This is a genomic window from Rhizobium aethiopicum (assembly GCF_900094625.1).
GTDB classification, from domain to species: Bacteria; Pseudomonadota; Alphaproteobacteria; order Rhizobiales; family Rhizobiaceae; genus Rhizobium; species Rhizobium aethiopicum.
The window spans coordinates 382,438-402,542 of the sequence record NZ_FMAJ01000004.1 but is presented as its reverse complement, the minus strand read 5'-3'; the positions used below and the strand labels follow the sequence as shown (position 1 = coordinate 402,542).

Annotated in this window: 21 protein-coding genes and 1 pseudogene; 7 read left to right on the top strand and 15 right to left on the bottom strand. The window is 60.9% G+C overall.

The genetic code is table 11. The features are described 5' to 3' along the window. Positions 1–1,515, top strand: a complete 1,515-nt coding sequence (locus GA0061105_RS11690; protein ID WP_092750274.1) for an ABC transporter substrate-binding protein — start codon at positions 1–3, stop codon at positions 1,513–1,515. A gap of 83 nt (positions 1,516–1,598) precedes the next feature. On the opposite strand, the gene yghU is transcribed toward GA0061105_RS11690, so the two are convergent. From yghU to GA0061105_RS11655, 7 genes are all read right to left on the bottom strand, one after another. Beyond that, entirely contained in the window at positions 1,599–2,474 is an 876-nt protein-coding gene (gene yghU, locus GA0061105_RS11685) for a glutathione-dependent disulfide-bond oxidoreductase (protein ID WP_092750349.1), read from the bottom strand. 154 nt (positions 2,475–2,628) lie between these two features. After that, the gene (locus GA0061105_RS11680) at positions 2,629–3,009 is read right to left on the bottom strand and encodes a cupin domain-containing protein (protein WP_092750273.1); all 381 of its coding nucleotides are present in this window, start codon (positions 3,007–3,009) and stop codon (positions 2,629–2,631) included. A gap of 14 nt (positions 3,010–3,023) precedes the next feature. Continuing rightward, positions 3,024–4,115 (bottom strand): Gfo/Idh/MocA family protein, encoded by a 1,092-nt coding sequence (locus GA0061105_RS11675; RefSeq protein ID WP_092750272.1) that lies wholly within the window; start codon positions 4,113–4,115, stop codon positions 3,024–3,026. 2 nt (positions 4,116–4,117) lie between these two features. Then, entirely contained in the window at positions 4,118–4,945 is an 828-nt protein-coding gene (locus GA0061105_RS11670; RefSeq protein ID WP_064696786.1) for a carbohydrate ABC transporter permease, read from the bottom strand. Then, positions 4,942–5,844 (bottom strand): carbohydrate ABC transporter permease, encoded by a 903-nt coding sequence (locus GA0061105_RS11665; RefSeq protein WP_245304262.1) that lies wholly within the window; start codon positions 5,842–5,844, stop codon positions 4,942–4,944. The genes GA0061105_RS11670 and GA0061105_RS11665 overlap by 4 nt, the downstream gene beginning before the upstream one ends. Positions 5,845–5,936: 92 nt before the next feature. After that, positions 5,937–7,190, bottom strand: a complete 1,254-nt coding sequence (locus tag GA0061105_RS11660) for an ABC transporter substrate-binding protein (RefSeq protein ID WP_092750270.1) — start codon at positions 7,188–7,190, stop codon at positions 5,937–5,939. Positions 7,191–7,268: 78 nt separating this feature from the next. Next, positions 7,269–7,934, bottom strand: a complete 666-nt coding sequence (locus tag GA0061105_RS11655) for a GntR family transcriptional regulator (protein WP_092750269.1) — start codon at positions 7,932–7,934, stop codon at positions 7,269–7,271. 129 nt (positions 7,935–8,063) lie between these two features. On the opposite strand from GA0061105_RS11655, the gene GA0061105_RS11650 reads away from it, so the two are divergent. From GA0061105_RS11650 to GA0061105_RS11640, 3 genes and pseudogenes are all read left to right on the top strand, one after another. Continuing rightward, positions 8,064–9,260: a Tm-1-like ATP-binding domain-containing protein gene (locus tag GA0061105_RS11650; RefSeq protein ID WP_092750268.1), complete on the top strand. Its 1,197-nt coding sequence runs from the start codon at positions 8,064–8,066 to the stop codon at positions 9,258–9,260. Positions 9,261–9,270: 10 nt separating this feature from the next. Next, positions 9,271–10,095: a phosphoenolpyruvate hydrolase family protein gene (locus GA0061105_RS11645; protein ID WP_245304261.1), complete on the top strand. Its 825-nt coding sequence runs from the start codon at positions 9,271–9,273 to the stop codon at positions 10,093–10,095. Next, a pseudogene (locus tag GA0061105_RS11640) lies at positions 10,058–10,690 on the top strand (SDR family NAD(P)-dependent oxidoreductase); the annotation flags it as partial. The gene GA0061105_RS11645 and the pseudogene GA0061105_RS11640, both read left to right, overlap by 38 nt. 184 nt (positions 10,691–10,874) lie before the next feature. Here the strand turns inward: GA0061105_RS11640 and GA0061105_RS11635 are convergent. From GA0061105_RS11635 to GA0061105_RS11625, 3 genes are read right to left on the bottom strand one after another with little or no spacing between them, the layout of a single operon-like run. Further along, entirely contained in the window at positions 10,875–11,459 is a 585-nt protein-coding gene (locus tag GA0061105_RS11635; RefSeq protein WP_092750266.1) for a dioxygenase family protein, read from the bottom strand. Between the two features lie 50 nt (positions 11,460–11,509). Continuing rightward, positions 11,510–12,592, bottom strand: coding sequence for an aldo/keto reductase (locus tag GA0061105_RS11630; RefSeq protein WP_092750265.1), 1,083 nt, complete (start codon positions 12,590–12,592; stop codon positions 11,510–11,512). Positions 12,593–12,616: 24 nt separating this feature from the next. Then, the gene (locus tag GA0061105_RS11625) at positions 12,617–13,609 is read right to left on the bottom strand and encodes an MBL fold metallo-hydrolase (RefSeq protein WP_092750348.1); all 993 of its coding nucleotides are present in this window, start codon (positions 13,607–13,609) and stop codon (positions 12,617–12,619) included. 166 nt (positions 13,610–13,775) lie between these two features. Between GA0061105_RS11625 and GA0061105_RS11620 the strand changes: the two genes are divergently transcribed. Beyond that, a complete protein-coding gene (locus GA0061105_RS11620; RefSeq protein ID WP_092750264.1) occupies positions 13,776–14,696 on the top strand; it encodes a LysR family transcriptional regulator in 921 nt (306 codons plus the stop codon). Between the two features lie 40 nt (positions 14,697–14,736). On the opposite strand, the gene GA0061105_RS11615 is transcribed toward GA0061105_RS11620, so the two are convergent. From GA0061105_RS11615 to GA0061105_RS11605, 3 genes are all read right to left on the bottom strand, one after another. Next, entirely contained in the window at positions 14,737–15,030 is a 294-nt protein-coding gene (locus GA0061105_RS11615; RefSeq protein WP_092750347.1) for a winged helix-turn-helix transcriptional regulator, read from the bottom strand. Between the two features lie 342 nt (positions 15,031–15,372). Beyond that, positions 15,373–15,867 (bottom strand): lipocalin-like domain-containing protein, encoded by a 495-nt coding sequence (locus GA0061105_RS11610; protein WP_092750263.1) that lies wholly within the window; start codon positions 15,865–15,867, stop codon positions 15,373–15,375. Positions 15,868–15,916: 49 nt separating this feature from the next. Further along, complete coding sequence (locus GA0061105_RS11605; RefSeq protein WP_092750262.1) at positions 15,917–16,750, bottom strand: SDR family oxidoreductase; 834 nt, start codon at positions 16,748–16,750, stop codon at positions 15,917–15,919. Between the two features lie 94 nt (positions 16,751–16,844). On the opposite strand from GA0061105_RS11605, the gene GA0061105_RS11600 reads away from it, so the two are divergent. Next, on the top strand, positions 16,845–17,744 hold the full coding sequence (locus tag GA0061105_RS11600) for a LysR family transcriptional regulator (protein ID WP_092750261.1): 900 nt from the start codon (positions 16,845–16,847) through the stop codon (positions 17,742–17,744). Between the two features lie 100 nt (positions 17,745–17,844). On the opposite strand, the gene GA0061105_RS11595 is transcribed toward GA0061105_RS11600, so the two are convergent. Together GA0061105_RS11595 and GA0061105_RS11590 are read right to left on the bottom strand one after the other, a co-directional pair. Continuing rightward, positions 17,845–18,174 (bottom strand): Atu4866 domain-containing protein, encoded by a 330-nt coding sequence (locus GA0061105_RS11595; RefSeq protein ID WP_092750260.1) that lies wholly within the window; start codon positions 18,172–18,174, stop codon positions 17,845–17,847. Positions 18,175–18,253: 79 nt separating this feature from the next. Then, a complete protein-coding gene (locus GA0061105_RS11590; protein ID WP_092750259.1) occupies positions 18,254–18,808 on the bottom strand; it encodes a nuclear transport factor 2 family protein in 555 nt (184 codons plus the stop codon). Between the two features lie 174 nt (positions 18,809–18,982). Between GA0061105_RS11590 and GA0061105_RS11585 the strand changes: the two genes are divergently transcribed. Continuing rightward, entirely contained in the window at positions 18,983–19,873 is an 891-nt protein-coding gene (locus tag GA0061105_RS11585; protein ID WP_092750258.1) for a LysR family transcriptional regulator, read from the top strand. Positions 19,874–20,105: the final 232 nt, after the last annotated feature.

Below are 20,105 nucleotides of genomic sequence, written 5' to 3'. Positions count from 1 at the left end.
ATGACCAACAGATGGAAATCAATCGGGCTCGCCGCCTTGTTCGCCGGCCTGACGCTCAGTGCAAGCTATGCCGAGGCCGCCGGTGTGCTCACCATCGGCCGTCGCGAGGATTCGACGACATTCGACCCGATCAAGACCGCCCAGAACATCGACAACTGGGTGTTTTCAAACGTCTACGACGTACTGATCCGCGTCGACAAGACGGGCACCAAACTCGAGCCGGGCCTCGCCGAAAGCTGGACCGCCTCGGAGGACGGGCTGACATACACCCTCAAGATCCGCGACAGCAAATTCTCCGACGGTTCGCCGCTGACGGCGGAAGACGCCGCCTACAGCCTGCTGCGCATCCGTGATGACCCTGCCTCGCTCTGGAGCGATTCCTACAAGGTGATCGACACGGCGGTCGCGACCGACGCGCATACGCTGACGATCAAGCTCAAGAATCCGTCCGCGCCGTTCCTATCGACGCTGGCGCTGCCCAATGCTTCCGTCATCTCGAAGAAGGGCATGGAAGCGCTAGGACCCGACGCCTACGGCGAAAAACCGATCGCATCCGGCGCCTTCGTGATCGACGAATGGCGGCGCGGCGACCGCGTCATCCTCAAGAAAAACCCGAACTTCTGGCAGGCCGATCGCGTCAAGCTCGACGGCGTCGAATGGATCTCGGTCCCTGACGACAACACCCGCATGCTGAACGTCCAGGCTGGCGAACTGGATGCGGCGATCTTCGTGCCCTTTTCCCGCGTCGAGGAGCTGAAGAAGGATGCCAATCTGAATGTCGATATCGATGCCTCGACCCGCGAAGATCATCTACTGATCAACCACGCGCATGGGCCGCTCGGCAAGAAGGAAGTCCGCCAGGCGCTCGATCTTGCGATCGACAAGAAGGCGATCGTCGATACCGTCACCTTCGGCCAGGGGACCGTCGCCAATTCCTATATTCCGAAGGGCGCGCTCTATCATTACGCCGACAATCTGCAGCGGCCCTATGATCCGGCAAAGGCAAAGGAGATGCTGGCGGCCGCCGGCGCCTCCGATCTGACGCTGAATTACCTGGTCCGCGCCGGCGACGAGGTCGACGAACAGACGGCCGTGTTGGTGCAGCAGCAGCTGCAGAAGGCCGGTATCACCGCCAATCTGCAGAAGGTCGATCCGAGCCAGGAATGGGACATGACCGTTGCCGGCGATTACGACATCTCTGTCAACTACTGGACCAACGACATTCTCGATCCGGACCAGAAGACCACCTTCGTCCTAGGCCACGATTCCAACAATAACTATTTGACCAATTACAAGAACGAGGCGGTTAAGGAACTGGTCGCCAAGGCGCGTCTCGAGCTCGATTCGAAGAAGCGCGAACAGATGTATGTCGATCTGCAGAAAATGGCCAAGGACGACGTCAACTGGATCGACCTCTATTACAGCCCCTATATCAACGTCTCCCGCAAGAACATCGAGAACTTCTATCAAAACCCGCTTGGCCGTTTCTTCCTGGAGGATACGGTCAAGAACTGAGTTCGGGCAGCGCGCAAGAGCTCCGTCGCCGTAAAGGCGGCGGAGCCCCGTTCATTGCTGCGACAAATAGCCGATGCAGCTGCTTACTCGGCAGCCGCCAGTTTGTCCTGCGTCCTCGTTTCGAAGTCGCTGGCGTCGTGACGCTCATGCAACTGGCTCGATGGTTCGCCGGAAAGGCGGTTGACCATCCGGCCGCGCTGCACCGCCGGTCGGCTGTGGATGGCGTCGGCCCAGCGCAGCACGTTCTTGTAGTCCTCGACCTGCAGGAACTCGGCCGCTCCGTAGGTCCAGCCCTTGACCAGGCCGCCATACCAGGGCCAGACGGCAATATCGGCGATCGTGTAGTGGCTGCCTGCCAGATATTCGCTTTCGGCCAGGCGACGATCGAGCACGTCGAGCTGACGCTTCACTTCCATTGCGAAACGGTCGATCGCATATTCGATCTTTGTCGGAGCATAGGCATAGAAATGGCCGAAGCCGCCGCCGAGATAGGGTGCGCTTCCCATCTGCCAGAACAGCCATGACAGGCATTCGGCGCGCTCGGCCGGCTCAGTCGGCAGGAAGGCGCCGAACTTTTCGGCGAGATAGGTGAGGATGGCGCCGGACTCGAAGACACGGATCGGCTTCGGGCCGCTGCGGTCCATCAAGGCCGGGATCTTGGAGTTAGGATTGACGGCGACGAAGCCGCTGCCGAACTGGTCGCCATCGCCGATCCTGATCAACCAGGCGTCATACTCAGCACCGCTATGGCCAAGGGCCAGCAGCTCCTCGAGCATGATCGTGACCTTCTGGCCGTTCGGCGTTCCAAGCGAATAAAGCTGAAGCGGGTGACGGCCGATCGGGAGCTCCTTCTCATGTGTCGGTCCTGCGATCGGGCGGTTAATATTGGCGAATTGACCGCCATTCGCCTTGTTCCAGGTCCACACCTTCGGGGGGGTATAGTCGGAGGTACCGCTCATCATTCAAACTCCTGGTATTGATCGGACAGAGCGCGACGCCTGTTGGGTCGCCGCATTTTTCCTGACATAGCAGAGGCGATGAGGTTTTGTCATAGCTATCGGAGTGGTTTCACGCAAACGTCAGAGCTTGGCAAAGTTGCGGAAATCAACCGGTTCAGGCGGCACCCTCGCCTTCATGATTGACGGCCGTCCTGGTACCGGAGGAGAACATGATCAAGGCGAAGAGCGGCTCTGTGCCGAGGGCGCGGGCCCAGTGGCGGACATTGCGAGGGATGCGGATCGCGTCGCCGGCTTCGAGCCGGTAAAGCGCGTCACCGAGCTTGTGCTCACAATGGCCGGAGACGACGTAGAGAATCTCTTCGCAATTAGGATGGGAATGAAGCTGGTTGCGCTCGCCGGGATTTATGCGGCAGGTGCCGAAGGTCATCTCGGCGCCGGGCGTGCCGTCGCCGGTGATCTTCCAGTTGAGTTCGCCCCAGCTGGTCGGCGTGAATTCGCCGCCCGCTTTCCTGAAAATGATGTCGGTCTCGCTCAAGACTATGCCTCCGGTCAGAGATTGGTAGTGACGCCGGCATCCGTGCGTCTGTAGAATTCGAAGAGTTTCATGATCTCGCGGGCGATTTCGAGTGTGCCCCTCGTGATCTGCGTGCCGGCAAGGATCGCATCCGTCAGGTGCAGGATTTCGGGCACGTAACCGAGATAGAAGAGGTTGTTGTTGTAGAGCTGGCCAAGCGAATGTTCTGGCTCGTAGAGGAGCGCGGCATTTTCGTCCGGCTGGATGAAGCTTGCGGCGCGGCCATACGACGGCAGCTCCGCCTTGCGGAAATAGGTAAGCCGGCAGCCGTTTTCGACGACGGCGTTGGCCCCCTCACCGATGATCTCGACGCGCTCGAAGATGCTGCCGCCTGACTGGCCGGCGGCGAGGTGCAGCGTTCCGATCGCGCCGGAGCGGAAGCGCAGGCTGGTGACGGTCGCGCCGGTCAACGGCTCCCATTCGTAGCCCGCGCGCTCGATCTCGCCGCCGAGAAAATTGAGGATCGCACCGGGGTGGTAGATGTGATCGAGGAAGCTCTGCATCTTGACGAGATCGGCGCGGTCTTCCAGGCTCGGCAGGCTCTGGGGATAGCGGACGTTGATCGAGCTCAGCCTGCCGAAACCGGGCGAGCCGATCAGATCCCTGAGCTTCTCGATCGTCGGGAAAAAGGTCTTCTTGAGGCCGGTCATCGCCAGGCGGCCGGCCGCCGCACTTGCCGCCTGCAGCCTTTCAATATCCTCCAGGCTTGCCGCCGTCGGCTTTTCCATCCAGACATGCGCGCCCGCTGCAAGCGCGTCGAGCGCCAGATCTGTCGCCTGGACACGGCCGTCCGGATGATAGGCGGTGACGAGAAACACCAGTTCAGGCTTTTCCCGCTCCAGCATCTCGCGATGGTCGGTATAGGCTTTGCCGGCGCCGAAGAGCCTGGCGAATTTCTCGGCGCGGCTGAGGTCGAGATCGCAGATGCCGGCGAGGTCCACCGGTGCATAGCGCAGCGCCGGGTAGACATTGCGATACGCATGGCCGCCGGCGCCGATGAAGCAGGCTTTGATGCGGTGTTCGAATTCGAAATTGTAGCGGATTTCCCGCTGGACGTGGTGCGACATGGTCAGCCCTTGATTGCTCCCTGCGTCAGCCCCTCGGTGAAACGGCGCTGCATCAGGATGTAGAGAAGGATGATCGGCAGAAACGAAATGACCGTGCCTGAAAAGACCAGGCGGTAGTCGGAAGCATAGGTGCTGGCGAAACGGACGAGCCCGAGCGGCAGCGTCTGCACCTCAGGGCTGATCAGCACGATCAGCGGCAGGAAGAAGTCGTTCCAGGTGGAAAGCGCGCTGATGATGACGAGCGCCTGCACGGCGGGTGTCGAGATCGGCAGAAAGACCTTGGTGAGGATCTGGAAATGCGAGGCGCCGTCGATCTTGGCGGCTTCGATCAGATCGTCCGGCACGCCGATGAAGAAGCTGCGCATCAGGAAGATGCCGAAGGGAATGCCGTTGCTGACCTGCACCAGCACGATACCAGCAAGCGTGTTGACGAGGTTCAGCCCAAAGAGCACCTGGTAGAGCGGGATGACGATCGCCTGGACCGGCACGGTCAGGCCGAGGATGAAGGCATAGAACAGCCATTCCCGGCCGGGAAAACGGATCTTGGCAAGCGCATAGCCGGCCGGCGCGCAAGTGATGAGCGACAGGGCGACGACGCCGACGAGGTTGATGAGGCTGTTGCCGACGAGGTCGCCGAAGCCGCCGATCTGCCAGGCGTCGAGATAATTCCGCCACATCAGGTCGGCGGGCCAGCTGAAGGGGTCGGCCCGACCGATCTCAGCCTCAGTCTTGAAGCTCGAGATCACAAGCCAGACGAAGGGGGCGAGGATCAGGATCAGAACCGGCGCCAGCGCCAGCGCCACCGGCCATTCGCGGTTGCGCACACTCATTGGGAAAGCCTCGCGCGCCAGCGGTTGAAGACGATGGTGATGGCGATCGCGAGCAGGCTGAGCAGGATGCAGAGCACCGCCGCGAGCCCATGATCCTGGGACTGGAAAGCAAGCCGATAGATGTAGGTGGTGATCAGCTCGCTCTGATAGAACGGCCCGCCATTGGTCATGACGAAGACCGTCGCGAAGCCCTTCAGACCGTTTATCATTGCCAGCGAGACAACGAAGGTCATGACTTCGCGAAGCCCCGGCAGCGTCACATAGATCAGCTTCTGGAAGGTATTGGCGCCGTCTACTTCGGCGGCGTCATAGAGCGAGTGGTCGATATTCTGCAGGCCAGCGATGAAGAGCAGCATGTAAAGGCCGAAACCCTGCCACGAGCTCGCGACGTTGACGGAAAACAGCACGAGGGCGGGATCGGAAAGCCATCCTTGCGTGAAGGCGCCGAGGCCGATCCGCGTCAGAGCCGTGTTCAGCAGGCCGAAAAACGGGTCGTAAATATTAGCCCAGATGACGCCGACCACGGCAAGCGACACCAGATGCGGCAAGAAGAAAGCGGTGCGGAAGAAGACCTGCGTGATCCTCAGCCTGCTGACGGCAAGCGCCAGCAGCAGGCCGAGCCCGCCAGCCATCACCACATGGTATGCCAGCCAGAGGAAGGTGTGGCCCAGGCTCTTCCAGACGATCGGATCCTGTGTTGCCTTGGCGTAATTGTCGAAGCCGACGAAGCTCGCGGAGGTGTTGAAGCCGGCGGAGCTGTTGAAGCTCAGCCAGAAGGTGGCGGCGATCGGCAGCAGCGTGAACACGGCGTAAAGCGCGAGCGCCGGCGCCATCAGCCAAAATGCGGTGCGGGTATCGCCGTCGGCTGAGGTCGACCCAGCCGTTCGCGATCTGGACATACGGGCGGAGGTGCCACCCGTATGTCCCGCTACGGCGGGGGCAGTGCTGAGAGGAGCCACGACCTCGCCGCCGGGCGTTTTTGGGATGACCACTATTTCGCCTCTGCCATCTTCGCCTGGATCTGCTTCATGCCGTCCTCGCCGCCGATCTGGCCGGAGATCAGGCCCTGGATGACCTGGAAATAGGTGTCGAGCACGGGGCCTGGCAGATAGACGCTCGGATTGTAGCCGACGCCGCCGGCGGCAGCCGCGAAGATATCCTTGAGAACGGGGGTCGGCGGTTCGACGCCAGGTATTTCGCGCGGATAGATCATAGTGCTTGCCGGATCCTGCGCGCGTTTCTTCATCACTGCATCCGACAGCATGAAGTCGATCCACTTCAACGCAAGCTCTGGCTGCTTTGAGTTGACCGGCACGAGCCAGCTCCAGCCGACGCCACCGGTCGGTATCGCTGCACCCTTGATGTCGGAAGCCATGGGCGCATAACCGGCGTTCGCGAGGTCATAACCGGCCTTGCGGGCATTGGCCGTGAACCACGGGCCGGCAACGAACATGGCCGCGCGCTTGTTGAACCAGAGGCGTGAGGCGCCGTCGAGATCGAGGCCCGCCATTTCCTTCTTGATATAGCCCGCTTCGACCAGCTTCTGCAGCCGGACGGCGCCGGCGGCGACCGATGGTTCGTCGAAAGCGATCTCGCGGCGCAGCGCCTTGCCGATCACCTCCTTGCCGCTTGCCGATTGCAGCAGGTTGCCGAAGAGATGGCCGGCGCTGCCCGGTGTGCGCGGACCGATGGCGATCGGCTGCAGGCCGGTTTCCTCGATCGCCTTCATCAGCGTTTCGAACTCGGCCCAAGTCGCCGGGATCTTCCAGCCCGCCTGCGCGAATATGTCCTTGTGATACCAAATGCCGAGAGCATCGAGCCCGTCGGGAACCTCGTAGATTTCGCCGCCGAACTGGCCCTTCAGCTCGGTGTAGAGCCAGGGATAGATCTCATCCTTCCAGCCGCGCTTTTCATATTGCTCGGTGAGCGGCATGACCTGCTTGGCGTTCTTGACGACGCTGATGCGGCCGATGCCGGAGTTGGTGAGGATCACGTCAGGCCCGGCATCCGACTGGATCGCCGCCTGCACCGCGCCGTTGCTGATCGTGCCGGTCGGCGGCATGAATTCGACCGTCACACCGGGATTGGCTTTTTCGAAATCGGCCTTGATACCGTTCCAGAGCTGCGCGACCAACGGTTCGGTGATCTGTTCGGGACCCCACATTTTCAGGGTCTCGGCATGCGCCAGCGAACTTGCGGCGATCATCGCCGCAAGTGCCGTGCCACGGGCAAGAAATTTCAGCATTGTTCCCTCCTCCGGGCCGCTTCTCGGCCACGTTTTTCGCGTTGCAAAGGAGACCTCCCTCTCCTTCATTCCCTCCGGCTAAAGCGCCGGATTCTCCTTCTGAAAGCGCGCCATGACGGCCTGCTGGACGTCGCTGATATGCGCGTGCATCAGCGCCTTGGCGCGGGTGATGTCGCGCGACCGGAAAGCCTGCAGGATCTGATCGCGCTCCTCGGCCGCCCTCTCGGCGAGGTCGCGGCTCTCATTGGCGATTGACCGGCAGATCTGGATCTGCAGCGCGAGCCGCGCCAGCGTTTCGATCAGCGGCGCGCTTCCCGAAAGCTCGGCGATGGTCTCGTGGAATTCCTTGTCGCGGATGCCGTAGGTCGCCATGTCGCCGCGGCGCAGCGCGGCCACCGCCTCGTCCAGGATGCGCTCGAAGTTTGCGATATGACGGTCGCTCATCTCGGGAACGGCGAGCTCAACGGCGAAACATTCCAGTGTCTTACGCAGATTATAAAGATCGTCGATCTCCTTCGGCGTGAAGCTGCGCACGAAGAAGCCGCGATAGGGCTTGATCTCGATCAGCCCTTCCTTGGCGAGCGTGCCGATCGCCTCGCGAAACGGCGTGCGGCTGACCTGCAGGCGTTCCGTCAGTTCCTTTTCATCGATCGAGACGCCGCTCGGCAGGTCGCCGGAAACGATCAGGCGCACGATTTCCTCGTAGATGCGCTCGCGAAGGGTGAGGTGGCGCGGTGCGTTCATAGTCTCCATTTCCGTCTGGCGTTTATAGTGCAAGTATGCAATATGCGACAGAATATACAATATGGAAAATACAAAAACTGGAACTTTAAAAAGCAGGCGGGAAACGGATCAAAAAGAGGAGGAAAACCAATGGGAAAGGTCTATGTCGTCGGCACCTGCGACACCAAGGGAGCGGAACTGGGATACGCGAGGGAAGTCGTTCTTTCGGCTGGAGCCGATGCGATTCTGGTCGATGTCGGGACGCTCGGGGACGGCGCTGGCGCCGATATCCGGGCGAGCGACGTCGCCGAATTTCATCCTGAGGGCGCTGCGGCCGTGCTCGGGCAAACGGACCGGGGAACGGCGGTCTCGGCCATGGCCAAGGCGCTGACGGCGTTCCTGAAATCGCGTGATGATATCGGTGCCGTGCTCGGGCTCGGTGGAACCGGCAATACCGCTCTGGTGACGGAGGCGATGCGGGCGCTCCCCAACGGCCTGCCGAAACTGATGGTCTCGACGGTCGCCTCAGGCAATGTGGCGCCCTATGTCGGCCCGAACGACCTCACCATGATGTACTCGGTGGTCGACGTCGCCGGTCTGAATGCGATTTCGCGCAAGGTGATCGGCAATGCGGCCAATGCCGCCGCCGGCATGGCCCGCAACCCCATCCCCGCCTCGAAGGACGACCGGCCGGGCATCGGCATGACAATGTTCGGCGTCACTACACCTTGCGTCACGCAAGTTCGCGAGATGCTCGGCACGACGCACGAAATCTATGTCTTCCATGCCACAGGCGTCGGCGGCCAATCGATGGAGAAGCTTGCCGATTCAGGCCTGCTGCAGGGCGTGATTGATGTGACGACGACGGAGGTTCCCGATCTCCTTGTCGGCGGCGTCTTTCCGGCGACAGAGGATCGCTTCGGCGCCATCATCCGCACCGGCCTGCCCTATGTCGGCTCGGTCGGCGCCGTCGACATGGTGAATTTCGGGGCGCGGGAAACGGTGCCGGCGGCTTTCCGCGACCGCAGGCTTCACGTTCACAATGCGCAGGTGACCCTGATGCGCACAACGCCGGAGGAAAACGGCCGGATCGGCGCCTTCATCGTCGACCGGCTCAACCGCATGCAAGGCCCGGTCCGTTTCCTGCTGCCGCTTCAGGGCGTTTCGGCCATCGACGCCGTCGGCCAGCCATTCCACGATCCGGACGCCGACGCCGCGCTGTTCTCCGCCATCCGCACCGGCTGGCGCGATGCGCCGAACAGGCGGCTCATAGAGGTCGATGCCCATATCAACAGTCCGGAATTTGCCGCGGCACTCGTCGCCAGCTTCCATGACATCCATGCCTGAGGAGAGAGTTTTGACCCGCATCGACAGAAACGACATTCTGAACAAGCTTCGCGGCAAGATCGCCGAGGGCCGGCCGATCATCGGCGGCGGCGCCGGCACCGGCCTTTCGGCCAAGAGCGAGGAAGCCGGCGGCATCGACCTGATCGTGATCTACAATTCCGGCCGTTACCGCATGGCCGGGCGCGGCTCGCTGGCCGGGCTGCTTGCCTATGGCAATGCCAACGAGATCGTCAAGGAAATGGGCCGCGAGGTCCTGCCGGTCGTGCGCCGCACACCGGTGCTTGCCGGCGTCAACGGCACCGATCCCTTCATGTTGCCCGACCACTTCCTCGACGAGCTGAAAGCGATGGGTTTTGCCGGCATCCAGAACTTTCCGACCGTCGGGCTGATCGACGGCACCTTCCGCGCCAATCTCGAAGAGACCGGCATGGGCTTCGATCTGGAAATCGACATCATCGCCCGCGCACACGCCAAGGATATGCTGACGACCCCTTACGTCTTCAGCAGCGAGGATGCGATTGCCATGACCAAGGCCGGCGCCGATATCGTCGTCTGCCATCTCGGGCTGACAACCGGAGGCGCGATCGGCGCTGAAACGGCGCTGACGCTCGATGGATGCGTGGAGAAGATCAACGCATGGGCGGATGCTGCGCGGTCGGTGCGCGACGACGTCATCGTGCTCTGTCATGGAGGCCCGATCGCGATGCCCGCGGATGCCGCCTACGTGCTCGCCCGCTGCAAGGGTTGCAACGGTTTCTACGGCGCAAGTTCGATGGAGCGGCTGCCGACTGAGGTCGCGATCCGCGCGCAGGTCGAAGGATTTGCGAAGATCTAGGAGCGGTTTGGACCGGCCCCGGCGCGGGCTTGCCATTCAAGCCGACAGTGCCGACCCGGACGCCATTCGTCGCGCCGTCAGCCAGACGCTTGACACACTTGGCGGGCTTGACATTCTGGTCAACAGCGCAGGCATCGGAACCGCAGGCATGACCGCGGATCTGGCTCTCGCCGACCTGCAGGCCATGCTTGATGTGAACGTTCGCGCGCCCGTCCTGTTCGCACAGGCGGCGATCCCGCATCTCTCATCGGGCGGCCGGATCATCTCCATCGGCTCTGCTTTGGCGGAGCGCATGCCTTTCCCGGGTGTCACGGCTTACGCCATGTCGAAGTCGGCACTCCTGTCGCTCACGCGAGGCCTTTCGCGCGAACTTGGGGCCCAAGGCATTACCGTCAATCTTGTTCTCCCCGGTTCAACTGACACGGCCATGAACCCGGCCAATGGCGAGAATGCTGATTATCAGCGAAGCCTCACATCGCTCGGCCGATTTGGCGAACCCCGTGAAGTTGCTAGCGCGGTGGCGTTTCTGGCCGGTCCGGCTGCAAGTCTGATTACCGGTGCGGTTCTCAGTGTAGACGCCGGCTTCAACGCCTGATTTGCCCTTCGCGTTGTCCGGGCGTCGTGCTTTACGGCGTCCGGCAGGCGATTTTCAATAGCGGCCGTAAGACGCGTTGACAGCGATCTCTATCTGTCAACGAGGCAAATCAGCGGAATGCACATCAACGCAAGTTGAGAAACTCGTAGGCGATTAAGTCCCCCTCTCCCGCGGCCTTCCTTCGTCAGATCACGAAATCAAACCGTCCGAACTTTCCGTCACTGGTTTTCTTCATGTCGAGGAGCAGTGCCTCGTCAAACAGCCGGTCGCCGGCGTTTCTGGGCTCGCGGGGAAAATAGAGTTGAGTGGTAAGGACGCGTCCCCCTGGGCGCTGGACCTTGAGATGGAAATGACGCGTGCGGCCGGGATAAAACGCGGGGACGATGGTGTTGAACCACCATCGTCCCTGGGTGTCGGTGAACTGGTGTCCGCGCAGACGGAAACCCACGCTGTCGTAGTCACCGTTTTCGTCAGCATGCCAGATCTCGACAAGGCTGCCGCCGAGCGGTCGGCAGCGGTTGTCGAGCACGAACCCGGCGACGGTTATTCGCTCGCCCCCGGGCGCATCCGGATAGAGATCCCGATTGAGCGGCGAGTTTGGCCTGAAGAATGGACCGGCTTCTCGCTCGAGGGTTGATTTATCTCCATCGTCACATGCAAGGGTGAGCGGCAGTTCGGGAGCGGCCTGCGCAAACGCCTTCATTCTTGCTGCGTCGATGACAGGCAACGTCAGAAAGGCCGTCAATAGCGAGCGTCTGGTGGAGGGCAAAGTCGATCTCCTGGCGATTTGTTCTAAGGGGACAGCAAAATAGTCGCGCCTTACCGCAGGCGCTGAACCGCATTCGCCTGCGCCTCCCGGATCAGGCCGGCATACATATTCTCTTTACCGGGATACCACGGCATCGTGCCGATGGAGGCGAAGCCGGGAATGGTCTCCATATGTGCGACCATGCGGGCACGCATGCGCTCGTCAGGAAGCGGGCCTGTCATCGCCTGGACATTATCACTCATGTGGTCAGGGTTGGAGGTGCCGCAGAGTACGCTCGTGACGGCCGGGTGGGCCATGACCCATTTCAGGAAGAACTGGGCCCAGCTCGTCGCGCCGAACTCGACTGCGAAACCAGGCAGCGGATGTCCCTCAACCACCTTCATCAACCGTGCTTTTTCAAGCGGCAAATTGATCAGGACGCCGACACCCTTGTCGGCCGCGGCCGGGAGAAGACGGCGCTCGGCGTCGCGGTTGAAGATCGAGTAGTTCGTCTGGATGAAATCGACATCGTCGCGCTGGACGATCGCCAGCAACTGGTCCTGCGCCGCCGACTCGTGATGCGTCACGCCGACATGGCGTATGAGACCTTCCTTCTTCCAGGCTTTCATCAGTGGAATGACGACCGGCGCATTGGTGATGCTGTGGCATTGCATGAGGTTGATCGTGGCGCGCCATGTCCGCATGCGCGATTGCCGAAAGCTTTCAACGGCGTGGCTTTCGTCTCCAAGATACTCTCCTGTCGACCAGACCTTGTTGGCGAGGAACATCTCATCGGATCTTGCAAACTCGCCCATGAACTGCCCGACGCTGACTTCGGCCGAGCCGTAGAGAGGCGATGTGTCGACCACGCGACCGCCTGCAGCAACGTACCGCTCGAAGACCTGACGGAGAGCGTCACGGCGATCACCGGGCATCAGGTCAAAGGTGAGGAATGTGCCGAGACCCAAGGCTGTGACCTTTTCGCCGGTACGTGGCAAGCTGCGGGTCAGCACATCCGGGCTTGGTCCAGTGACTGGCGACGCCACATTCTTGTCCTCGGTTTGCGCCGTAGCGTTGGTGGCCAGTGCCAGCCCTGTCGCCGCCGCCCCCATAGTGCCGAGGAAGCCGCGTCTGTTGATCTTTGAGTGGTCCATGAGATTTTTCCGTTTCGCTAACCGTCAGAATTGCCAATTAGCGGGTACCCAGGCATAGCCACCGTCGGTCTTCAGCATCCGCCCAAGACCAGGGAATGGATAGTGGAAACCAAGCACGGGCATGCGCTCGGCGGCCGCCCTATCGAAAATGCGACGACGGGAAGAAAGAGCCGTCTCCTTGCCGCGGTCGGGTCCGGGCAGCCAGGGATTGTCGACGTTGACGACAGGGTGGTAGGCAAGGTCTGCCGTCAGCAGCAACTGGTCGCTCCCGGAATGGACGAGGAAGGTCGCCATGCCTGGCGTGTGACCCGATGCGACGATCGTCGTCAGACCCGGCACGATCTCGGCGCCGGCTTCATAAAGCTCAATATCGTTCATGACCGGTGCGAGGCTGTTCTTGATGTTTGCCGCGAAGCGCAGACGGAATTCCTCCGGCACAGGCATGTAGGAGAGATCCGGATCGGTGCGGACGAAGAAGTCCCAATCGGCCTTCGGGACGAAGACAGTGGCGCGGGGAAAGGTCTTGCCGCCGTCCGCGGTTCTTAAGTTACCGACATGGTCGGGATGGGTGTGGGAGATGATGATCGCATCAATGTCCGTGGGATCGAGACCGATTGCCGCGAGGTTATCGAAGATGCGGCCACCGTTCGGGCCCATGGTCTTGCCGGCGCCAGCCTCGATTAAAATCCGCCGGCCACCGGTCTCGATCAGCAGCGTGTTGAGGTTGAGCGTCATGTGGTCGGTCGGCAGAAATACCTGCCGCAGGACCTCTTGAAGCTCGGCTTCCGGCGCGTCGCTTGCATAAACGCGGGGCGGGCCACCAATCACGCCGTCGCTCAACACAGTCGCGCTGATTTCGCCGACGCGGAAGCGGTAGTGACCAGCGTTGGCGGTCACCGGGGGCGCGGCCTGGGCGTTGGCGCTGCCGGAGCCACCCAGGCTCGGGATAAGCATGCTTGATACGCCTGCGACAGCGGACAGCATGATCGCGCGTCTGTTGAGAGTGAAGGCATTCATCGGTCTTCCCTTCAGCATTGGACACTCTTCATTGGCTTGCCTGGTCGAACTGCCCGCTAAAGGAAGCAGATCGAGCACGGCGATAAACTCTGAGCTCATCATGACATGGGTCGATTGGTCTGATAACCTGCGCTAAGTTTATCAGTTTGGTTAGAAATACTTCTCAATGGATCCAATTCGCTTAGACAGCTTCGATGTCTTCGTGGCCATCGTACGTTGTGGCGGTTTCCGTGCAGCAGCACTGGAGCGAGGCGTGTCTTCATCTGCCTTGAGCCAAACGATGAATGCTCTGGAAGAGGCTCTGGGTATCCGGCTCCTCAATCGAACGACGAGGAGCGTGTTTCCGACAGAGGCTGGACAGCGCCTTCTTGAACGTCTGGCACCTGCATTGAGCGACATCAGGCTCGCCATCGCAGAGGTCGATGAATTGCGCGATAGCCCATCCGGAACCCTCAGGATCAACGCACCGGCACCGGCCGTCGATCATGTCCTCTGCCCGCTGGTATTCGACTTTATGGATACCTATCGCGAGGTGAAGATCGAGATCATCAGCGATGCGGCTGTCATCGATATCGTGGAACAGGGTTTCGATGCCGGCGTCAGGTTCGGCAAGCAGCTGGCCCAGGACATGATCGCGCTGCCGCTTGGACCCGCGCTTCGCTATGCAATCGTCGCTTCGCCTGACTATATCAAGAGACGCGGTCAACCGCTGAAGCCGCACGAACTCGTTGGTCACGACTGTATAAGGCGTCGTTTCCCTGGTGGCACGCTTGTCACCTGGCGGTTCGCCGAGGGAAGCGAGGAAATCGAGGTCACTCCCACGGGCCGCTTGACCGTCAGTTCCGCGCACAATGAACTGCAAGCTGCACTGGCGGGCAGAGGAATCGCCCATGTCTTCGATGACTACGCCAAGCCGCATGTCCAAACCGGCCGGCTGGTGGAGCTTCTCTCCGACTGGAGCCCCACCTTGCCACACTGGTTTTTATACTACCCCAGTCGCCGCCTCCCGAGCGCCGCCATGCGGGCATTTCTCGATTACATGAGGAGCTACGACTGGAAGGCGAAGAATGCCCGCGATCCGCGGTGATTTGGCCAGCATCTTGCGTAGACGCAGATCGGAGCTCCTTCTAAATCCGGCTTTGTTCTTCCGCCTCGAACTCTCTACGCGAGACTTCGATGTCTTGCCATGTGTCGCGGATCCAATCGGTGAATCCCGCAAGCGGCTTCAGCATCGATTTTCCGCGATCGGTCAGCTCATACTCAACGCGCGGTGGCAGTGCTACGAGCCCATCCCTCTCAAGATTGCGGAGAGTAAGCGTCAGCATACGCTGCGAGATATCGGGAATACCGCGCCGAAGGGCGCCGAACCGCATCGGTGCATCGGGGGAAAGTGAAAGCATCGAGATGACGAGGATCGACATATGATGGCCGATCAACGGGATTTATCGGCAGCCAGCATGCCAAATATCCTTTTGCGACTACTGGCAGCGGCGCCTTTGTCCATATCCTGATGCCGCGATCTGGCTTGCCTTTGCCCCGTGCAGACCCCCTGCCTTCCTGTCCGTTGCCGGTGTCGAAGAGGATAAGATCTGTCCCTGCGTTCACCAACCAGCGCAATGACGGCGGCTCCCGCCTTGAACATGGAACGACGATTGAAGAGCATGGTTTTCTTCCTCCAGATAGCTCAGCTTCGCTTTGGTCATGGCCGAAGGACGGAAGCTCGGCGAGGTCGAGACCTCATTCAGAGGGCTGGCCACGGTGCCTTATTTGACCCGCTGCCATTCAATCCTGATTTCAGTGCCTTCCGGTCTGCGGAATTGTTCGGTCATGCGGTCGCCTTCGACGACCAGCCGCAAATCCTCACGTGTTCGTACGCTGCCGACCCAGTTCGGGAATGTAGACCCTTCGACACGGTTGCCGCTGAATTCTCCTTTCTCATCAACGGTGTAGGTTCCGAAAAATCCGATGCTGCGTGACATGGCCATGCGATTTTCATCATCGGTTCCCTCACCGCGAGCATTCGAAGCAAACCGCGGGATGTCGGCGTCGGTCAGAACCTCCACGAAGTGCATGTCGGGGGTGAAGACGAGAAGACCGTTGGGCTTTTCTCCATAGGCAGAGATATTTTTGCCGTCGGGATCGATCGTCGCCGACATCATCCGCCAGGTGCCCACGACTTGGTTTTCTGCGGCTGTCTGCGCGAAGGCAGAAGACGAGACGCTGAGGGTGAGAGCCAATATTATTGATCGAATGGACATGTTGTCTCCTTCCTGCATGAGGTCCGTGTTTACAGATCGCTGCTGCGGTTCACAGATCCTGCCTGTCGGCGGAATGCGTCACTCCCCGCTGCGCCTCAAGGGCAGACAGGCGTGCGGAAAGCGCCTGTGAGATGGAGGAATAGGCCGTGCTACCCAGCGCCAGCCGCAATGGCGGCGTCTTGCTCTCGGCGGCTGATATAATTGCGGCCACGGTGCGCGCGGCATCCCCCTTGATCTCGAAGCTGCCGTCGGTGATCGCCCGGCGAACGGCCCCGGCAGGGGTTTCATCGTAGGCATCTATCGGTTTCGCGCGGACGAGATTGGCTCCGAAATTGGTGCCGGTCGGTCCCGGCTCGGCAATGATGAAGTCGATGCCGAAAGGAGCCACCTCCTGTGCCACGGCTTCGACGAAGCCCTCGATGCCCCACTTGGTTGCGTGATAGAGGCTGAAGCCTGGATAGGCGATCTGCCCACCCTCGGAGGAAACCTGGACGATCCGCCCGCCGCCTTGTTTTCGAAGAAGGGGCAGTGCGGCACGGATGAGATGGATGGAGCCGACAAGGTTGGTGGCGATCTGCCGGTCGATCTCTTCAGTCGTGAGCTCTTCCGCAGCACCGAACAGGCCATAGCCCGCGTTGCTGACGATTACCTCTATCCGCTCGTGCCGTTGGAATGCGTCTCTGACGGCCGAGGCAATGCTCTCCGGTTCGACCAGATCGAGCTGAACGATATCCAGGCGTTCGCGGTATTCCTGCGCAAGTTTCGTCAGCGCCCCCGCGCGGCGAATCGCTGCGACCACGTTGTGTCCCTGGGTGAGCAGCTGTAGCGCCATCTCGAGACCGAGCCCCGAGGAAGCGCCGGTGATAAACCATGTCTTTGGCATGTGAACTCCTGATCTGTTCATCCGCAATGTAAAACAGCAATATTGGTGATATAAGATCTTCAATTTGAGATGCCGTGGTGAGAAAGATTCACGAATGATGCGTCCCAGTCTGAATGAACTCGCCGCCTTTGCGGCGGTGGCCAGTCACCAGAGCTTTCGCAGAGCTGCCGACGTCATGGGCGTTTCGCGCTCGGCTCTCAGCCACGCAATCATCGGATTAGAGGCAAAACTGGACGTGCGGCTCTTTCACCGGACGACCCGCAGCGTGTCGCTGACCCAGGCCGGCGCTCGCCTGCTCGCGCGCCTCGATCCGGTTCTACAGGATCTTGATCAGGCGCTCGATACCTTGTCGGAGGAGCGCGGCACCCCGAGCGGCACACTGCGGATCAATGCAAACAAGAGCGGCGCCCGCATTCTCCTCGCAGAGGTCGTGCCGCGCTTTATGGATCTCTATCCCGACGTCGAGCTTGATCTTGTTTCGGAAGGTCGGCTCGTCGATATCGTGGAACAGGGATTCGATGCCGGAATACGCCTGCTGGAAACCGTCCCGAAAGACATGGTCGCGGTGAAGTTCGGCGGCGACGTGCGTTTCATTGCCGTGGCAGCGCCGTCCTATCTCGAGAGCAGAGAAAGACCGCATACGCCCGACGACCTTTTTACGCATTGCTGCATCCGCCAACGTCTGCCTAGCGGAAAGCGCTATCGCTGGGAGTTCTCAAAGCGCGGCGCCGAAGTCGCGATCGACGCACCGGGCAATCTCACCCTCGACGACAATGATCTTCTCGTGCAGGCGGCCGCGGACGGCCGTGGCATTGCTTATGTGCCCGAACACTTCGCCCGGCCGTTTCTGGCGTCCGGTCACCTCGCGACCGTGCTCGATGATTGGTGCCTGCCGACACCTGGTCTGGCGCTCTATTACCCGCGCAGCCGGCACGTGCCGTCCCCGTTACGGGCCTTCATCGACCTCCTGCGAGAGGTGGACAGGGCACGATGACGGGGCGACGGCGCATGGCGTCCGGACCAGAGGATTCAGGAAGACCTGCGGCACCCATCGCTTTGAACCGTTTCCGCATCGCTGATGCTCGCCCAATGTGTCAAGGCGTCGCTGGCTTGCGGCGCAAGATCATGCCCCCATGGTGCAGTGTGTTCGCATCGACGAAATCGCCGTCGGCGGTGAAACCCGTGTCGTCCCAGTAGTCGATATGCGTCCCGTCGACTTCGTAGTCGCCTTCATAGGCACGCTCGCGCTGACCGCGGGCCTCGACATAACGTCCGCTCGGCAGAAGTTCATGGCGAACACGGTTGTCGTCCGTGACCCACATGCCAACGTAAGGATGGTTCGGCTGCAAATTGGTCTCCTGTGCTTCTGCGGGTCGAATCGAAAGGGTGGCCGCCGTGATGAGTGCTGCAAATGGCTGCCGCATAGTCGGGCTCCGTTAAGCGTTGCTTTTCTCGGTTTGGAGGCGATAGCGCATGGGTGCGCGGTGCCGGTTCGGGCGTCGGTCATTGAGCGCGCGGAGCGTTATTGTCGACAACCTGCTGATAGGCAACGAGGTCCAGGAAGGCTTCCGCATTGACGACGAGGCCGTCCTTCATCCTGAATATCCAGACAAACTGGTTGCGATAGGGCGCGCCCGACGTTGTGGTCGCGGTTCCGTCAAAACGAATGATGATCGTGTCGCCGTCGGCAAAGATGTTGTGCACCTCCGGCATGATCGCCGTCGCGAGACGGCTGGTCAGGGGACGCGATGCCCGTTCGATAAAGTCCTTCTGGTTGCGATAGGTGCCGGCGACCGGCCCGGAGCCATGGATCGTCCAGACGACGTCGGGAGCGAGAAGTTCCGCGAAGACGTAGGTACCACTACGCCATTTTTCGAAGGCAGCTTCGACGATAGCCTTGTTCCGCTGCTCGATCGCGGAACTGTCAGGGGCCCGCGCCTGCGTTGCCGCGGTGGTGGCAATGGCTGCACCCGGCAGGGGGAGCGACAGCAATGCCAGTGTGATCAGAGCTGTTCGGGTCGCGCCGGCGACCCACTGGCGTGTCGGAAGAATAGTCATGGTATCAGTCCTTTCCTGTTGCTGAGAGGTTGCTAAGACCCATCGATCGGCAATGAAGCTGCGTGCACCGTCGACAGGCCTCGCGTCGTTTGAACGGTCAGTCGCAGCGTAGACGCATCGATAAGGTCGAACAACTTGCCCAATAATGACCGCTCTGGTAAATAGATCTAACCAATGGCAATCGACCTCAATGGCATTTCTGTTTTTCTGGCAGTCGCCGAAGCGCGGAGCTTTCGCGTGGCCGGGGAGAATTTGGGCGTCACACGGCCGGCGGTCAGCCAGGCCATCCGCCGTCTGGAGGACCGGCTGGGCGTCGCGCTCGTACGCCGCACGACGCGCAGTGTCAGTCTCACGGAGGCCGGCGAACAACTGTATCAGAGGGTGGCGCCGGCTCTTTCGGAAGTCGGACTGGCGCTCGACGCGACTGCGGACCGCGACAGCGCACCGGGCGGACTGTTGAGGCTGGCGGTGTCATCTATCGCCGAGCAGTTCATCTCCGGGCCGCTTCTGGCCCGCTTCGCGGACACCTTTCCCGCTATTCAGATCGACGTGACCGTCACGGACGAGGAATTCGACATTGTTGCGGAAGGCTATGACGCGGGGGTACGTTTGGGCGAAGTCATTGATCAGGATATGATTGCCGTTCCGGTATCGGGCGAGCAGCGCCAGGGCGCCTTCGCTGCGCCGTCCTACATTGAACGTTTCGGCAAGCCCGAACATCCTTCAGAGCTCTCGTCGCATCGTTGTATCGGCTGGCGTCCAGCGCCACACAGCGCACCTTATCGTTGGGAATTCGGCCAGCATGGCCGCGAGTTCGACGTGGCTGTCGACCCCCAGATCACCACCAACGACATGTGGCTTATGATCCGCACAGCCTGTGCCGGCGGCGGCATCACCTTCGGGATGGAGGACACCTTCAAACCCTATGTCGAATCTGGTCAGTTGGCTCCTCTCCTTCAGGAGTATTGCCCTCCCTTTGCCGGCTTCTTTCTTTATTACCCCAGCCGGCGCAATCTGCCTCCGAAGCTTCGGGCACTGGTCGACCATGTCCGGCGGTGGCGATAGCATCCGTCCACGAGATCGCCGTGGTGACAGGCAGTGCCAGGCTAGGCCGGGTCGACGCGGATCCTGCGGTGGCCAAGGCTACCTTTAAGCCATGGCCGCATCGCGGATGGTCGCTGGATTACCCGCCCGATCGCGTTGCTTTCGTCGAAGACGCCGTTCAGCTAGAAACCACATTGCGGCGGCAGTCCGGCTTGACCTTAGTCAAAGCAGCCGCTGTCGATAGCGCTATGAT

Excerpts from the sequence above, each read along its gene's own strand:
- GA0061105_RS11690 (WP_092750274.1), top strand. The coding sequence starts at position 1 with ATGACCAACAGATGGAAATCAATCGGGCTCGCCGCCTTGTTCGCCGGC.
- yghU (WP_092750349.1), bottom strand. The coding sequence starts at position 2,474 with ATGAGCGGTACCTCCGACTATACCCCCCCGAAGGTGTGGACCTGGAAC.
- GA0061105_RS11675 (WP_092750272.1), bottom strand. The coding sequence starts at position 4,115 with ATGTCGCACCACGTCCAGCGGGAAATCCGCTACAATTTCGAATTCGAA.
- GA0061105_RS11670 (WP_064696786.1), bottom strand. The coding sequence starts at position 4,945 with ATGAGTGTGCGCAACCGCGAATGGCCGGTGGCGCTGGCGCTGGCGCCG.
- GA0061105_RS11665 (WP_245304262.1), bottom strand. The coding sequence starts at position 5,844 with ATGTCCAGATCGCGAACGGCTGGGTCGACCTCAGCCGACGGCGATACC.
- GA0061105_RS11660 (WP_092750270.1), bottom strand. The coding sequence starts at position 7,190 with ATGCTGAAATTTCTTGCCCGTGGCACGGCACTTGCGGCGATGATCGCC.
- GA0061105_RS11655 (WP_092750269.1), bottom strand. The coding sequence starts at position 7,934 with ATGAACGCACCGCGCCACCTCACCCTTCGCGAGCGCATCTACGAGGAA.
- GA0061105_RS11650 (WP_092750268.1), top strand. The coding sequence starts at position 8,064 with ATGGGAAAGGTCTATGTCGTCGGCACCTGCGACACCAAGGGAGCGGAA.
- GA0061105_RS11630 (WP_092750265.1), bottom strand. The coding sequence starts at position 12,592 with ATGGACCACTCAAAGATCAACAGACGCGGCTTCCTCGGCACTATGGGG.
- GA0061105_RS11625 (WP_092750348.1), bottom strand. The coding sequence starts at position 13,609 with ATGAATGCCTTCACTCTCAACAGACGCGCGATCATGCTGTCCGCTGTC.
- GA0061105_RS11620 (WP_092750264.1), top strand. The coding sequence starts at position 13,776 with ATGGATCCAATTCGCTTAGACAGCTTCGATGTCTTCGTGGCCATCGTA.
- GA0061105_RS11615 (WP_092750347.1), bottom strand. The coding sequence starts at position 15,030 with ATGTCGATCCTCGTCATCTCGATGCTTTCACTTTCCCCCGATGCACCG.
- GA0061105_RS11610 (WP_092750263.1), bottom strand. The coding sequence starts at position 15,867 with ATGTCCATTCGATCAATAATATTGGCTCTCACCCTCAGCGTCTCGTCT.
- GA0061105_RS11605 (WP_092750262.1), bottom strand. The coding sequence starts at position 16,750 with ATGCCAAAGACATGGTTTATCACCGGCGCTTCCTCGGGGCTCGGTCTC.
- GA0061105_RS11600 (WP_092750261.1), top strand. The coding sequence starts at position 16,845 with ATGATGCGTCCCAGTCTGAATGAACTCGCCGCCTTTGCGGCGGTGGCC.
- GA0061105_RS11595 (WP_092750260.1), bottom strand. The coding sequence starts at position 18,174 with ATGCGGCAGCCATTTGCAGCACTCATCACGGCGGCCACCCTTTCGATT.
- GA0061105_RS11590 (WP_092750259.1), bottom strand. The coding sequence starts at position 18,808 with ATGACTATTCTTCCGACACGCCAGTGGGTCGCCGGCGCGACCCGAACA.
- GA0061105_RS11585 (WP_092750258.1), top strand. The coding sequence starts at position 18,983 with ATGGCAATCGACCTCAATGGCATTTCTGTTTTTCTGGCAGTCGCCGAA.